At 44.0% G+C, this 14,189-nt stretch carries 15 protein-coding genes; 7 read left to right on the forward strand and 8 right to left on the reverse strand.

Translation table 11 applies throughout. From position 1 onward, the window contains the following. The first annotated feature begins 23 nt into the window (after nucleotides 1-23). Nucleotides 24-935 carry a LysR family transcriptional regulator gene (locus QUF19_RS17320; protein ID WP_009845579.1) on the forward strand — a complete coding sequence of 304 codons (912 nt, stop codon included), beginning with the start codon at nucleotides 24-26 and terminating at the stop codon, nucleotides 933-935. Nucleotides 936-963: 28 nt separating this feature from the next. Here the strand turns inward: QUF19_RS17320 and QUF19_RS17325 are convergent, their stop codons facing one another. The 3 genes from QUF19_RS17325 to QUF19_RS17335 all read right to left on the reverse strand — a co-directional run bounded on the left by QUF19_RS17325 (nucleotide 964) and on the right by QUF19_RS17335 (nucleotide 4,367). Next, nucleotides 964-1,878, reverse strand: a complete 915-nt coding sequence (locus QUF19_RS17325; RefSeq protein WP_286301465.1) for a YjjW family glycine radical enzyme activase — start codon at nucleotides 1,876-1,878, stop codon at nucleotides 964-966. Between the two features lie 54 nt (nucleotides 1,879-1,932). After that, entirely contained in the window at nucleotides 1,933-3,498 is a 1,566-nt protein-coding gene (locus QUF19_RS17330; RefSeq protein ID WP_286301468.1) for a YjjI family glycine radical enzyme, read from the reverse strand. A 269-nt stretch (nucleotides 3,499-3,767) separates the two neighbouring features. Then, entirely contained in the window at nucleotides 3,768-4,367 is a 600-nt protein-coding gene (locus QUF19_RS17335) for a class I SAM-dependent DNA methyltransferase (RefSeq protein WP_009845582.1), read from the reverse strand. A gap of 161 nt (nucleotides 4,368-4,528) precedes the next feature. Here QUF19_RS17335 and QUF19_RS17340 point away from each other — a divergent pair, with 161 nt between their 5' ends. Continuing rightward, nucleotides 4,529-5,407 (forward strand): LysR family transcriptional regulator, encoded by an 879-nt coding sequence (locus tag QUF19_RS17340; protein WP_009845583.1) that lies wholly within the window; start codon nucleotides 4,529-4,531, stop codon nucleotides 5,405-5,407. Between the two features lie 60 nt (nucleotides 5,408-5,467). On the opposite strand, the gene QUF19_RS17345 is transcribed toward QUF19_RS17340, so the two are convergent. Then, entirely contained in the window at nucleotides 5,468-5,818 is a 351-nt protein-coding gene (locus QUF19_RS17345; RefSeq protein WP_192892180.1) for a hypothetical protein, read from the reverse strand. 361 nt (nucleotides 5,819-6,179) lie between these two features. Between QUF19_RS17345 and QUF19_RS17350 the strand changes: the two genes are divergently transcribed. Then, entirely contained in the window at nucleotides 6,180-7,076 is an 897-nt protein-coding gene (locus QUF19_RS17350) for a cation diffusion facilitator family transporter (protein ID WP_065105429.1), read from the forward strand. Nucleotides 7,077-7,101: 25 nt separating this feature from the next. On the opposite strand, the gene yddG is transcribed toward QUF19_RS17350, so the two are convergent. Next, the gene (yddG, locus tag QUF19_RS17355) at nucleotides 7,102-8,028 is read right to left on the reverse strand and encodes an aromatic amino acid DMT transporter YddG (RefSeq protein WP_286301473.1); all 927 of its coding nucleotides are present in this window, start codon (nucleotides 8,026-8,028) and stop codon (nucleotides 7,102-7,104) included. Nucleotides 8,029-8,215: 187 nt separating this feature from the next. After that, nucleotides 8,216-8,890 carry a pyrimidine 5'-nucleotidase gene (gene yjjG / locus QUF19_RS17360; RefSeq protein ID WP_286301474.1) on the reverse strand — a complete coding sequence of 225 codons (675 nt, stop codon included), beginning with the start codon at nucleotides 8,888-8,890 and terminating at the stop codon, nucleotides 8,216-8,218. 213 nt (nucleotides 8,891-9,103) lie between these two features. On the opposite strand from yjjG, the gene QUF19_RS17365 reads away from it, so the two are divergent. The 3 genes from QUF19_RS17365 (at nucleotide 9,104) to QUF19_RS17375 (ending at nucleotide 11,838) form a co-directional block, all read left to right on the forward strand. Then, on the forward strand, nucleotides 9,104-9,289 hold the full coding sequence (locus tag QUF19_RS17365) for a hypothetical protein (protein WP_286301476.1): 186 nt from the start codon (nucleotides 9,104-9,106) through the stop codon (nucleotides 9,287-9,289). Between the two features lie 239 nt (nucleotides 9,290-9,528). After that, nucleotides 9,529-10,677, forward strand: a complete 1,149-nt coding sequence (gene yiaY / locus QUF19_RS17370; RefSeq protein ID WP_009845589.1) for an L-threonine dehydrogenase — start codon at nucleotides 9,529-9,531, stop codon at nucleotides 10,675-10,677. Between the two features lie 237 nt (nucleotides 10,678-10,914). Next, nucleotides 10,915-11,838 (forward strand): hypothetical protein, encoded by a 924-nt coding sequence (locus QUF19_RS17375; RefSeq protein WP_102486139.1) that lies wholly within the window; start codon nucleotides 10,915-10,917, stop codon nucleotides 11,836-11,838. A 119-nt stretch (nucleotides 11,839-11,957) separates the two neighbouring features. Here the strand turns inward: QUF19_RS17375 and QUF19_RS17380 are convergent, their stop codons facing one another. Then, nucleotides 11,958-12,392, reverse strand: a complete 435-nt coding sequence (locus QUF19_RS17380; RefSeq protein WP_017075771.1) for a YccF domain-containing protein — start codon at nucleotides 12,390-12,392, stop codon at nucleotides 11,958-11,960. A 248-nt stretch (nucleotides 12,393-12,640) separates the two neighbouring features. Between QUF19_RS17380 and QUF19_RS17385 the strand changes: the two genes are divergently transcribed. Next, nucleotides 12,641-12,766 carry a hypothetical protein gene (locus QUF19_RS17385; RefSeq protein ID WP_017060906.1) on the forward strand — a complete coding sequence of 42 codons (126 nt, stop codon included), beginning with the start codon at nucleotides 12,641-12,643 and terminating at the stop codon, nucleotides 12,764-12,766. Between the two features lie 136 nt (nucleotides 12,767-12,902). On the opposite strand, the gene QUF19_RS17390 is transcribed toward QUF19_RS17385, so the two are convergent. Further along, nucleotides 12,903-13,979 carry a threonine aldolase family protein gene (locus QUF19_RS17390; RefSeq protein WP_286301483.1) on the reverse strand — a complete coding sequence of 359 codons (1,077 nt, stop codon included), beginning with the start codon at nucleotides 13,977-13,979 and terminating at the stop codon, nucleotides 12,903-12,905. Between the last annotated feature and the right edge of the window lie 210 nt (nucleotides 13,980-14,189).

Raw genomic sequence — 14,189 nt, forward strand, 5'->3', positions numbered from 1 at the left:
GTCACGTATTGAGTGAGTTGTGTATGGATTACTTACATTTATCGCGAGTGAGCCTTAAACACCTCACTGCGCTTCATATTATGCTGAACACACACAGTGTCACTCAAACGTCAGAGCAACTCTTTGTCAGCCCTTCGAGTGTCAGTAAAACTCTGTCTCAGCTACGTGACATCCTTAACGACGAGCTTTTCTATCGGGACGGCACCAAGCTGATCCCAACTCCCTTTGCCCTGAAAATAGCGCCCACTGTTCACGCGATTCTTTCCAGCATGAACGGGTTACTTCACCAAAAGAGTTTTACTCCTCAGGAGTATCAAGGCAGCTTTTCACTTTCGATGCGTGAAAGTACCTTCGAAGTGTTTGCCTCGAAGATCAGCAAAATCACCACGGAACTTGCACCAAAAGCCAAACTTAATATTTATTCGAAACAGGAACTTGGATTCGATGCTTTGCTCAGTGGTAAGGTCAACTTGATCCTGTTGCCACACGATATCTCTCAACCCCCAACGGATAATAAAGAGCTGGTGTGGGAAACGATTCTTCCTGATGAAATGGTTTGTTTGATGGGCGCTCACCACCCTCTCGCTCAACAAGAACTAACGGTTGAAGGCTATTTAGATTACAAACACATTGGAATCTTAGATAACGAACTGTCTAAGCCTTACTTTGAGCAAAACTTAGTGCAATGTCATAAGCCTAGAGATATGGCGATATCAGTAGCGGACTTTGGCGCGGCGGCAGTGCTGTGTCACCACACACCTTTCTTGTTCACTTGCTCAAAACAATGGGCTGAGCATGCCAAACAAGCACAAGGTTTGGTAAGTAAGCCGCTTCCTTTTGATTACGGAAAAGTGGCGTATAGTTTGGTGTGGAACAAGCCAAACATGAACGACCAAGCGATTAAATGGTTGTGTGACCTGTTTTTAGAAGCCTAACTCTTTTCGTCATTGATGACCGAAAATATTAGGTATAAACCTCGGGCGTTTGCATTGGCCTTTGAACAATTGAGTAGAGCTTATCGTGAAAACTCTGCATTTGTTGTTCTGTGCATTTAGGCCATTCTAAAGCTTCACCAATCACCCCATGATGTTGAAACGCATTTAACCGAATTCGAACATCACTTGGCAAACCCTTCAAGTAATACCCGACCTGCTCTACCTCGATATCTAGGTCACTTTTATTAGGAATATGCAGCAACCGGACTTCATGTAACTTACCTTTATCAGCTAAGTAGTTGATGGTTTCAAACACTCGATGGTTCCCTCTACCCACTAGCCATTGATGCGTTTCAGATTGCCACGATTTTAGGTCGATCATCGCACCATCAAGGTAAGGTAAGATCCTATCCCAACCTTGCATCGACAACGAACCGTTACTATCAATAAAGCACGTTAAGTGTGCCAATTTCGGATCGCTTTTGATCGCTTGAAATAGCTCGATGATAAACGGTAATTGCATGGTCGCCTCGCCACCCGAAATGGTTATTCCGCTCAGGAAGAATTGATTGTGCCTAACCAGTTCAAGCACATCTGATACCGTCATCGTGGTGATTTTAGGGCTCGACTTATGATCACAGGTATCGATGCACTGATCGCAGTTGGTACACGCTACCGGATCCCACTTCACTTTGCCTTCCACAAGACTCAGAGCACTGCTCGGGCAGCCACTCACGCAATCTCCACAATGGTTGCAGTGGTTGATGGTGTGTGGATTATGGCAAGTGATGCAATCGAAATTGCACCCCTGTAGGAATAGCACCAAGCGATTTCCTGGTCCATCAACACAAGAAAAGGTCAGCACACGGCTGACCTTCGCTTGTTTTTCTGTCTTATTATTATTAACCCTAGCCATTTGAGTTGTTAGATCAGAAATTTTCATAGTTCACATTGTTCGTATTCGAAACGCATCACAGGCATAACACACACATTAAAGCTATTCGTATGTCGGCGACATCTCTAAGCTTGCCACGCGTGGCTTACGCTCTAGGATACCGGTATTTTTTGCAGCTTCAGCACCAAGGAAAGTGGTATTGGTACGTGAACCTTGCTCGTCGTATTTAGCAATATCAGACAGCTTGATCATGTAACCCGTCACACGAACCAAATCGTTCGATGCTACGTTAGCGGTGAACTCACGGTACCCTGCTTGAATAGCGCCTTTACACAGATTAAACATCGCTTCTGGGTTAGATTTCACCGTTTCGTCGATGGTCAGAATGTCACTGATGCCCGACGTGTAGAACTTGTGGTGACCAGCCGTCGCACGTACGTAAGACACTGGATCCGGTTCTGTTCCGTAAGGGATGCGAACACCCGGCGTCACATCTTCATCTAGGCTGATACCACCTTGAGCGTGTAACAGAGCCTTACCTTCCAGCCCATATTTCACTTCCGAGTTTTCAACAATCTCAGCCAGCTTTTCAGAAATACGATGGCCTAACTGATTTGCTTGTTCATCGTGACCATAGCGCCCTGCTTTGCCTTCTTTTTCCATTAAGATGTTAACCGCCTCAGCCATGCCGTAAATACCAAACATTGGCGCGAAGCGATCTTCCTCAATCAAACCTTCTTTGGTTAAGAAGCCTTCGAAGAAGTTAGACTCTTCATGTAAGAAGCGACTACGTGCATTCATCAATTCGATCATGATGCTGCTGTAGTTAGGTAGTACTTGCTGTAAGAAGTCTACGCTGTCTTCAGATTTCAGAGCCACTTGCTTGAGGTTCATACGTACTAGCGTGTTTGAACCACCCGCCAGAGGCAAAGAGTTGTAGCAACTCACGATGCCAAAACGCTTATCTCCGTAGGCAGCGGCATGTGCAGGATAATTAGCAATGTGCGGTTTGCTGCACTCACAGATGTTGCTCGCAGCATGACGAAGTAGATCATCAGGCGTGACTGCTGGGTCATACATAAAGGTTAAGTTAGGTGCGATCTGCTTCAATTCAGCATCCACTCGTAAAATGGTGCGACATACAATATTGTCACTCGGGCCAATATTCACGTGCATAAAGGCATCTGGCAGTGTGCGATCCAGCATGATCCAGAACAGCTTCAGCTTTTGATATACCTGCTCATCCGTCAAATCGCCAACAAAAGGCATCAACACATCGTCCAACTGACCTAAGTAAACCGGAATTGAAGTTACTGACGGAACGTGATGATAAAGGATGGTGAGCATGTTCAATGCTTCGTCGAAATTAGTTGCCGCGCTAAGCTCTAAATACTTGGAGCCTTGATGTAAGTATTTAGAATAATCAGGAAGCACATAGCGCGGCTTAAATGGGGCGTGACCTTCAAACATGTCACACAGCACACCTTGTTGTAAGGCTTGATCTACTTCATTGCTTACCGGCATATACGGCAGGCTGGCTTCAGCTTCTAAGGCAAGATAGCTCGACTTCTGTTTTGGGGACAGGTTGGCATCTGAAATGATATTGCTAAAGCGTTGTTGTTGCTCTGAAAGTGGTGAAGAAGTAGATGACGCAGATTGGTGGCTCATGATTAAACCCTTAATATTCTTATGGGCTTATTTTATCTCTCACACTTATATTTCCACTAATGAAATGTATGCAAGACTATATTTCCAAAATGGAAATAACCACAGAAAAACTGGCAGCTGTCAGTTTAAAACACAAACGCGTAAAAATAGAAAACCCACATAACGGATCCAAAGATCGTTGATGTGGGTTTAGTCAATTAAGCGTGAGTGCGGTTATCTGATCAGCTATCTATACGTCAACTACAGATACTCAACTGCAGACATGTGAACTATAGATGAGGAACCACTTGTTTACGGCCTACACCCATCAGTACCTTCAAAGTACCTTGTGGAGTGTCGATTGAGAACGGTGTTGAGACTTCAACAATCGAAAAACCTGCTGCGCTCAATACATTCTGGGAGCGCTGTTCGCTGACCCCAAAATCTTCGCTGTCGTTTTCTAAGTACCAATCCCAGTGTACAAAAACCCCATCGTTTTCTAACAGAGTATAAATAAGGCTGACCGTGTCTTGTAGGTTCGGAATAAAGCCACATACCGAAGAGGCTACCACTAAGTCAAACTGATTTCTGAATGCTGGGTGTTGGGCTGCAAGTCCGCGCGATAAGATATCAACGACAGGCTCTACATTAGACAGCTCTTTTTTATCTAACTCTTCAATCATCCCTTCTGAGATATCGAGAGCGATGATCTCTTTTGCAAAAGGAGATATTTTCTGGCTGAGTAATCCTGTACCACAACCAAAATCAAGGACACGGGTTCCGTTCAAATCAACGAGCTGTGTTAACTGGTCAAATGCGGACTGTGCGAATACAGCAGTAGCGGGATCGTTATCCCAATCAGGTGCGTACTCGTCCCATTGTTTCGCCATCATGGCCTCCATCTTTACTTCTTGTAGGTTCGGAACGCCTCCAGAATAAACCAAATTAGTCAATTCGTCATAGAGTTATCATGCAAAGATGGACTATTTCTAAGATAGTCAGCACAATATTCAGATAATATGCACCGCCACCCGCTCAATATGGAAATGAAATGAACCTTTCTCAAGTCCAAGCCTTTTGTTCAGTTGCTGATTTAGGATCAGTCTCTGAAGCTGCGCGACAGCTAGAATGCAACCGAACCAAACTGAGCATGTCGATCAAAGCCTTGGAAAAAGAGTTAGATGTCGAATTGTTCGTACGCAGTGGCAACCATGTCGAGCTTTCTGAAGCAGGCAAAGCAATCTACAAAGATTGCGAAGGAATGCTGGTGACGGCAGCGCGTATTAAACAAACCTGCTTACATGTTTCGGGTGAATTCAACGCCGAGATTTGGATTGCACGAGATGACTCCCTACCCGATGAAATGTGGCAAAGTTTATCTCACGCCCTAAACAACAAATACCCTTCCACTTCTTTCAACTTCGTTCTGGCTTCTAGCGGCGACTTGGCTAATCTTGTCGAAACTCAGCAAGTTGATTTTGCGTTTGGTGTCGATTACGAACGTGTTGACGATCCAAGAATTATCTACAACCCACTCGGCAAAATCCGAATGATGTCGGTATGTAAGAAAGGACATGATTTAAGTGCGATGCGAAGAGTGTCGGATGAAGTACTAAGAAATTCGATGCAAGCGACCATGGTTTATCTCAATGAAAAAGATAACCCTGAGCTTGAGCCCTTCTCTCGCCGATACATTGGTTTTTCTAGCTTCGATTTTATGTTGGATACGATTCTACGAGAAGATGCATGGGGCGTAATGCCAGAGCCATTGATACGCCATTTATTGCGTGAACAGGAACTGGCGGTGATCAAGCACACTTATGGCCTGACTCAAGAAGACTACTGTATGTTTACCGCGGCAGGTATGGCAGAACACCCAGGTATGAATTGGTTAGCGGATCAGATCAGCGATTACTTGTTTGATTTCTAAAGTGTCAGATAATGTTCTATCTCGACACTTAAAATCGTCTAACAAATAGAAAGCTCTCCTTTAGAATACCATCACGTGATCCACTAAATAGCGTCCGTCTTCTTCAACCAACACCATTTCTGCCACAAACTCGCCTTTCGCAATGGTATACGCTTGCTTCCAAACAAAGGCGATGGAATCGGAGCGTCTGAATAGCGCCACAGGCTCACGTTCAGCAAAAAATCCGTTGCTGTGCTGATAATGATGACACACCTTTTCCAGATACTCAGACGTCACAATATCCTTCATGCGCTGCGTAAAGTCTCGGCAGTGCTGAGCATGATCAACCTTAGTTGAACCGTCCATCAAGTTGTCCATGATCGGGTTAGCAATCGCCCACAACTCGCTATCGTTGAGATCATCAAATTTCATCTTCATCCATTCCTTTTCAAGTTCAACTCAGATCTACGCTCAAGGTTCAAACCCAAGTTTAAGGTATAAGGTTTCAGTGCGATTTCTGTAACCTTAACAGCCTGATCCTTTACACAGCTAGGCTATGAGACCTTCACAACCTATGTGTTTTACTAATCATAAACCATTTAACGCCAGTTTCACATTTCCTGAAAAACAGTCATCGTCAATTTTACTGACACCTGAAATTATCGCTAAGCAATTGAATAGTAAGAATTTGAATGTAAAACGGGTTACAGACATATAAACGTCATCAGATAAAGTTTGTAAAGCTAGCTCAATATTAGAACAATGAAGTTATCAAAAACATCTGGAAAATATTATGTGTGACAGGAAAAGCCAAAACGAAAACCGAGTACTCTTGTTCTCAGCCCTTTTAGCATCAGGCTTCGCAATTGGCGGATTGGTGTTGGGTCTTCTCGTTGGCTCTCTAGTCATAGTATTTGACGGTGTCTATTCTCTTATCAGTTTACTGTTAACTTTATTGTCACTAGCTGCTTCGAAATACATTAATCGCCCATCAGACAGGGAGTTCCCGTTCGGTCGAGCGATCATTGAGCCAATTGTAATCGCGATTAAAGCAATTGTGATTCTGCTTGTGGTCGGTTATTCGCTTTACTCTGCGATTGGTGCTCTGATGACAGGTGGTCGTGAAGTCGATGCTTCTATCGCAACTCTGTTTGGTATTTTCAACGTATTGGGTTGTGGTTACGCTTGGTGGTACATCGCTAACAAGAGCAAACGTATTTCTTCAGGTTTGATTCAAGCTGAGTCAAAGCAATGGCAAATGGATACGTTGTTGAGTGTCGCAGTTACGGCAGGTTTCGTTGTTGCTTGGTTAGTGGCTTACTCTCCGTTTGCTGAATACGCGGTATATGCCGACCCAATGATGATGTTGCTTATGTCTTTCTACTTCATCAAAGTGCCGTTCGACATGTTACGAGAAGCAATGCGTGAACTGCTAATGATGTCGGCAACCAAAGACATTTGTGACGCGGTAGATAAGAATGTTGTCGCTGTGGACAAAGATGCGGATCAAGATTTGGAACTAATGGGTGTGACTAAAGTTGGTCCTGAATTAAGAATCAACGTTGATATTCATACCAACGACCAACAAGCAATTGCAGTCGATGATATTGAACGTACGCGCCGCCAACTTAAGCGACGCCTATCGAAGATGCCCTATGAGCTTCAATTGAATCTCAATATCGCGAGCTAAGAGCATTCTCTCTTAAGTTCAACACTCAAGACTGAACCTCTTCAGAAGCCGAGGCCTTAACCGTCGGCTTTTTGTCTCTGGTTACCCACCAGCAAGCCAGTGAACCGATCGTCACCATACAAACGCCCTGCCAAAAACTCATGCTCAATGACAAGCCTAGAATCATAGAAGACAGTAAGGTCGCGAAGATGGGCGTGAAATACGACATAGTGGCGAGGAAGACCATATTGCCACCCAATATCGCGGTGTTCCAAAGCGCGTAACCAGCCCCCATACACGCCCCAGCAAGCACTAAGTCAATTGCCGCACTCGTTGTCATCACCATGCCTGTTTCATCACTCAATGCGTATTTAATCCACAGAGTGACCGCAGTAGCGATAAAGAAAAGTACAATCGCATTCTGCCCTTTGGCAACGCGTTGGGTGTAATTGCAATACACCGCCCAAATAATCGCGCCGAAGAACGCCATCGAATAGGTTTTAGGATTCGTCGCAATATTGGCCGCGATTTGATCGACAGAAAGCCCCTGATCGCCGCTGATACTCCAAGCCACGCCAAAGAACGCTAAGACGATACTTGGATAAACCAACCAGTTGATCTTTTTGTCGCTCAGCAGCACCGCAAACAACACCGTTAGTGCAGGCCATAGATAGTTGATAACGGCCATTTCTAAGGCTTGATGTCGACTATTTGCCATTCCTAAAGCCAGGGCCAGGAAGATCTCGTAGCAAACGAATAAGGCACCACCGATCATCAAATACGATTTAGAGAAGCGCGATAGCTTAGGTAACCCCATAACACAGACCAACAACAGCGAGCTCACTGTATAAAGACTGGCTGCACCACCAATTGGGCCCAGTTGTTCTGACACACTACGAGACAATGCAATTAAGCAGCTCCAAAGTAAAATGGCAGCAATACCGTAGCAGCTATGGCGATGAGATTTCAGCACGCCTCTTCCTTCTTTTTATTGTAATTGGGTAATCAAAGTGAGCTTAAAACAAAGATAGGCTTAAGCACCACTATCGATAACTTGCAGTAAGTAAAAATAAGTAGCCGAGCACATAACTGTACTCGGCTATCAATCATTCACTCAAGAATCTAAAAGCTATTAGCTATTAGCTATTAGCTATTAGCTATTATGCCAATAGAAGTGCTTGCAGGTCAGCCAGAGACTTAACCTGATAATGAGGGTTAATTCCGGCTGGCGTTGCTTTCTCTTGGCTGTTTAACCAACAGGTCTCAATACCAAAATCCAAGCCACCTAAAATATCAGAGTGCGGGTTGTCCCCTACCATCAATACTCGTTGCTTTGCTGGTAAGCCAACAAGCTTATGTGCATGTTCAAAGATCTCAGCGTCTGGTTTAGCAACACCCACTTCTTCAGAAATGATCACATGATCAAAGTAATCTGTCATTCCAGTGCGTTCTAAACGGATAGATTGCAGCTCGGTAAAACCATTCGTGATGATGCCCATGTTCACTTTGCCTTTTAAAGACTCCATCAACTCTTTTGCACCAGGGAGCAGAGAACAGATGTCTGCCATTGCGGTCAAAAATGCACTGTTTAGTGCTGCTGTTGTTGTCTCTAATTTTGCTGCCCAGCTTTCAAAACGCGCGTGCTTCAGTTGTGCCGCCGTAATACGGCCATCTTGGTAATCGACCCATAATGGCAAATTAACCTCTTGATAAACTGAATAATCCTGCTCGCTAAAGTCCACGCCAAAACGGGAGAACATCAGCTTCATTCCTTGAAAAGCATCAAAGTGGAACAAGGTTTCATCTGCATCAAAGAATATCCAATCGTACTTCATTCTATTTCCTATTATTCGCGCGGTTGAGCTGTGCTTGTATTTATTTTCTCGTTGCCTCAAAGGCCAGATGTGCATTCTACTATCAATTTTGTGAGCCTGAATATAGTTCTAAGAATTTATAGAAAACAAGCAACAAGTCATGATGTATCGCAAATTTTGCCACATATTAAACCAATACCATACAAGAAATACACTTAAGTACCGGGAGGTACCATGAAGCACTTCTTACCGTCATCCGTCATGCTCACTCCATTCCTTGTTAAGTATTATGATGAAGAACCAGAAGACACCTCTGACGCCTTAGATACCGATGAGCCTCAACAACCTCAAATTGAAGCTAACGATGACTCCAGTAAACCCTCGACACAAACTGAAATTGAACCGACTTTGAGTGAATAATCTTTACTTTTCATAGTTATAGATCGCCATTCTGTTCTTAAATCAATCAATAGTTCGCTTTCCATTAGTGACAATAAACACATAAGAAAACCATGAAAACGATTGCTATATGAGCCCTATCACAACGCATAGCCACAAAGTGGTAGTTCGGAATCAAAGTTGTTCCAGATCAATGGTCGACCAGTTGATTGCCGACAACATATAGGAAATTAAAAAATCATAATTAACGGAGTTTTCCAATGTCTACTGCATTTTATATCCCTACAATCAACTTCATGGGTACTGGCTGTTTGAAAGATGCTGCTGATAGCATTCAGTCTCAAGGCTTCAAAAAAGGTCTGATCGTTACGGATAAGATCCTTAACCAAATTGGCGTGGTTAAACAGGTACAAGACCTACTTAGCCAACGCGGCGTAGACGCAGTTGTATTCGACGGCACTCAACCAAACCCAACCATCACGAACGTGAACGATGGTCTTGAATTACTGACTGACAACGATTGTGATTTCGTTGTTTCTCTAGGTGGCGGTTCTCCACACGATTGTGCAAAAGGTATCGCTCTAGTGGCTTCTAACGGTGGCAAGATTGCAGATTACGAAGGCGTTGATCAGTCAGAAAAACCAATGATGCCTCTAATTGCTATCAACACAACAGCAGGTACAGCTTCGGAAATGACGCGTTTCTGCATCATTACTGACGAAGCTCGTCACATTAAAATGGCTATCGTTGATAAGCACACGACACCGCTTATCTCAGTAAACGATCCTGAGTTGATGCTTGCTAAACCTGCATCACTAACGGCTGCAACTGGCATGGACGCGTTAACACACGCAATCGAGGCTTACGTTTCTATCGCAGCAACGCCAATCACAGACGCCGTAGCGATTAAAGCGATTGAACTTGTGCAAGCACACCTAAGAACAGCCGTAGCGCACGGCGAAGACATTGAAGCTCGTGAGCAAATGGCTTACGCGCAATTCATGGCTGGCATGGCATTCAACAACGCTTCTCTTGGCTACGTTCACGCAATGGCGCACCAACTAGGTGGTTTCTACGACCTTCCACACGGTGTATGTAACGCTATCTTGCTACCACACGTTCAACGCTACAACGCGCAAGTTTGCCCAGAGCGTCTACGTGACGTTGCAAAAGCAATGGGTGTGAATGTTGAAGGTATGACAGCAGAGCAAGGCGCAGAAGCAGCTATCAACGCGATTGTTCAGCTAGCAAACGACGTGAACATCCCAACAGGTATCGCACAGCTTGGTGCTAAGCTTGAAGACATCCCGACTCTGTCTGACAACGCACTGAAAGATGCTTGTGGTTTCACTAACCCTAAACAAGCAACGCACGAAGAAATCTCAGCGATCTTCGAAGCAGCAATGTAATCTAGCGACTAGTTATTTGAGTTGGAAACACAAAACTCTTGCTAACAACCAATGATTAAACAAACGGGCTCACCTTCTGAGCCCGTTTTCTTTTATCTGTTCGATACCTTTCAAATCTTTATCTTCACACAAGCCAAGAGCGACCAAACACTCGCTACTCACCACTAAAAAGTCGCATTGTTGCGATCGCTTGGTTATAGTCAAACTATTGATATATAGAATGACAAACAGGTTCCATTGAGTCGTTGGATAGTTAGCACCTCATTATTAGCTTCACTCGTTGCCCACTCCGCTCAAGCAGAGGAACAAAATGAGTGTCACAGTCAGCCATTAGAAGACGCCCCTGTCGAAAAGGCTTACCACTACCTAAACAGTAAATTTTGCCAACCCGCATTGTGGTTTGACAGCTTCTTTGTTGATGACCGCATTACCGAAGATGCTCGAGCCGGCACTTCTGTCCGTTGGTACAACGATTTTATCTATTCAGAAGGTGGCGATGTTGATTACTCAACCAAGCTCAACGCACGCCTGCACCTGCCCTTTGTGAGTAAACGGCTGAAGTTAATTTATGAATCGGTTGGCGATGAAGAATTCTTGGATTTCTTTCCGCAAGATTCAGATGAATTAGAGAGCGCACTCGGCCTACGTTACGATGCTTATGCCAAGGGTTACAGTAGCTTCAATATTAAAGCGACATTGCGTCCGCGGATTGAAGCTCGTTATCGCTTTACCTACCCTCTCACCACCGATGCCGTATTCAGGCTGACTCAACGTGTGTATCAAGAAAAGCAAGAAACTGGCGAGATCACCGATATCGATTTTGATCTTTCTTTGAGTGATGACTTCTTAGCGCGATGGTCGAACTTTGCAGGTTATAACGACGACCTTAAAGGCTGGGAGTACGGTACGGGGCTGACTTTATATCACTATCTTTCTCAAGACCAAGCTCTGCAATACAGCGCGACGATTACAGCAACCAGCGAGCCGTATAACCATTACGAATATTCACAAGTGTCGATAACCTACCGAGAAAACGTTTGGAAAGAGTGGCTGTTCTACGAATTGATTCCGCGCTATCAATGGGAACGAGAGCCCTATGAAAAACATACCGAAGAAGCCAACATCACCCTTCGACTTGAAGTCTTGTTCAACAATGTCTAGTGGAACAGTATCTAGTGAGTGTTTGTGAGATGCGTGCATCGTGAGATAAAACAGAGACACAAAAAAAGCACATCATGTGATGTGCTTTTTCAGTTCTATATAAGGCTTAAACTGTAGTCTTAACCTTTGTAGTTTCTTACTCGTGCCGCTTCTGCTTCACGCTTATCGACAACCGTTTTACCGATTGGCGCCAATGAGATAACCGCCAACTTAAGGTGCTGAATCGCAAACGGAATACCAATGATGGTAATGAAACACGCTACTGCTGACATGATGTGGCCAATCGCCAGCCAGATTCCTGCAAATAAGAACCAAATGATGTTACCAATCATACCGAGCGGGCTAGTACCGATGTCAGTTTCATTGGTCAGTTCATCACGTGAAATCGCTTCTTGGCCGAATGGGAAGAATGAGAAATTACCCATTACAAAACACGCTCTACCCCATGGAATACCAACGATGGTGAGGAATGCGAGTAGTCCGAAGAACCACCAAGCCAGTCCCATAAATACGCCACCAAATAGAAACCAAATGATGTTTCCTATTGTTCTCATGTTGTCTTCTCCAAATCTTTGAATGCTGTTTATTTCATATGCCGAGTGAGGCAATACTTGTTCTAATAGGTTCAATTATTATTGAGTCTTTATGAACCGCTTATGAATCGCCTAAATTTTCTGTGATTGATACACACCACGAAACGCCAAATCCGCATAGGGATCATCGATTTTATTTGATACCATGCTCGTAGATTTTTAGTATCACAAAGCTAGACAGCTACAACAACTAATTTAAGGCCGAACTTATGAACAACACTGAGCAACCTAAAAAGAAAATGAAAAACTGGGTGCCAATCGTCTTCTTCGGACTTCTCAGCACGGTGCCTGTATTCATGTTTTTAGTCGATGTGTACATCAACCAATATATGTAACAAGCTCCGCCACCCTCTCGGTGTAAATGAATACAGGAAGCATGTCCTGTATTCATCTCAATTAACCCACTCCTGCTGTAATTAATTCAACTCTTCTGCGATCAACTCTTCCGTGAGCAAATTAGCTCTTCGTTAATTAAATCAGCTCTTCGCTAATAAAATCCAATATGTCGATCAGCTCATGATCAGGTAAATTTAATAAATTATCACCCACATACCACTCAATTTTACATTGATTTGGTAGTTCGCTAATGGCTGGATTTCCTATCCAAACCTTATGCTTCTTGGCAATATTGTCTCGCGCGATAATGCCGTCTTCATAACTCACTGGTAGATAAAGATGCAGCATATTCACTTGAGGCTGCTGCGGATTAACCGTGAATTGAGGGTAATCTTGTAATATCTGGTAAACCTGTTTGGTGCGCTCATACAAAGCTGGCATCAACTCGAGTCGTTGATCAAACTGCATTGCTGCCGAAACCACATAAGGCGTACGATGATAAACATTCCCGCCCTGACGCTTCATCCATGCCGATGCTTTTGCTACGAACGCCTTATCACCTAATAGTAAAGAACCACCAAGGCCGTTTAACCCTTTATAGAGCGAAACATAAGCGGTATCGAAACCTTGAGCAATCTCGCTATATGACTTTTGGTAATACGCGCCGCACTCCCACAAGCGCGCACCATCCATGTGCAGATGAATCGATTGTTCTTTGCAGTACTGCTTAATCGCTTCGAGTTCTTCCCACTCTGGCAATTGACCACCAATCTCTCGCATCGGCAACTCATACAATGCCGCAGCAATCTCATCAGGCCAAGCCTTTAAGTCGTCCACATTCCAAGTACGAAATACATTACCAACCGGAAGTACGTTGAAACGGTTCTGGAGCTGATACCCTTGGCGTTCATGGCGCATAATATGGCTGGATTCATGCATCGCTACTAAAAGGTTTCTTTTTTCTTGGCAAGCAATCTCTAGTGTTGTTGGTTGGTTCATGGTGCCTGTAATTACAAACACGGCGGCCTCATAGCCGAGCAAATCAGCCACTTTGTTTTCGAAACTCTCAATAAAATCGCCATCACCATAGGTATCGTGAGCCACATCATGTGCTTCGCACCATTCAGCCATTTGGGCGAAGGTTTGGGCTGGTGTTGGATCGAAGTGGCCAGAAAGCAGCAAATTACATTGTTGACGCAAGTCCGTGCTCATATCTATTCCTTTATTCATTGTTGTTCTATGTAGGGTGATTGAATTATTTACGTTATCCGTCAACCGTGACATAAAATGCGCCTATTCGCTTTTATTATTCGCGAATAATTAGTTTTACTCAGTCATAGGCAGGATGTGCCAAAACGCAAAAACTGACGTGTGTTTTATACCCGATTTCAGATAATAAGTACGACACTCAAAAATCACCGT

The organism is Vibrio sp. FE10, from assembly GCF_030297155.1.
Classification (GTDB): domain Bacteria; phylum Pseudomonadota; class Gammaproteobacteria; order Enterobacterales; family Vibrionaceae; genus Vibrio; species Vibrio apostichopi.

What these genes read in the sequence shown, in the direction of transcription:
- yiaY (WP_009845589.1), top strand. Translation starts at nt 9,529, where the DNA reads ATGTCTACTGCATTTTATATCCCTACAATCAACTTCATGGGTACTGGC.
- QUF19_RS17380 (WP_017075771.1), bottom strand. Translation starts at nt 12,392, where the DNA reads ATGAGAACAATAGGAAACATCATTTGGTTTCTATTTGGTGGCGTATTT.
- QUF19_RS17335 (WP_009845582.1), bottom strand. Translation starts at nt 4,367, where the DNA reads ATGGCGAAACAATGGGACGAGTACGCACCTGATTGGGATAACGATCCC.
- QUF19_RS17385 (WP_017060906.1), top strand. Translation starts at nt 12,641, where the DNA reads ATGAACAACACTGAGCAACCTAAAAAGAAAATGAAAAACTGGGTGCCA.
- QUF19_RS17330 (WP_286301468.1), bottom strand. Translation starts at nt 3,498, where the DNA reads ATGAGCCACCAATCTGCGTCATCTACTTCTTCACCACTTTCAGAGCAA.
- QUF19_RS17390 (WP_286301483.1), bottom strand. Translation starts at nt 13,979, where the DNA reads ATGAGCACGGACTTGCGTCAACAATGTAATTTGCTGCTTTCTGGCCAC.
- QUF19_RS17320 (WP_009845579.1), top strand. Translation starts at nt 24, where the DNA reads ATGGATTACTTACATTTATCGCGAGTGAGCCTTAAACACCTCACTGCG.
- QUF19_RS17340 (WP_009845583.1), top strand. Translation starts at nt 4,529, where the DNA reads ATGAACCTTTCTCAAGTCCAAGCCTTTTGTTCAGTTGCTGATTTAGGA.
- QUF19_RS17350 (WP_065105429.1), top strand. Translation starts at nt 6,180, where the DNA reads ATGTGTGACAGGAAAAGCCAAAACGAAAACCGAGTACTCTTGTTCTCA.
- QUF19_RS17345 (WP_192892180.1), bottom strand. Translation starts at nt 5,818, where the DNA reads ATGAAATTTGATGATCTCAACGATAGCGAGTTGTGGGCGATTGCTAAC.
- yjjG (WP_286301474.1), bottom strand. Translation starts at nt 8,890, where the DNA reads ATGAAGTACGATTGGATATTCTTTGATGCAGATGAAACCTTGTTCCAC.
- QUF19_RS17365 (WP_286301476.1), top strand. Translation starts at nt 9,104, where the DNA reads ATGAAGCACTTCTTACCGTCATCCGTCATGCTCACTCCATTCCTTGTT.
- QUF19_RS17325 (WP_286301465.1), bottom strand. Translation starts at nt 1,878, where the DNA reads ATGAAAATTTCTGATCTAACAACTCAAATGGCTAGGGTTAATAATAAT.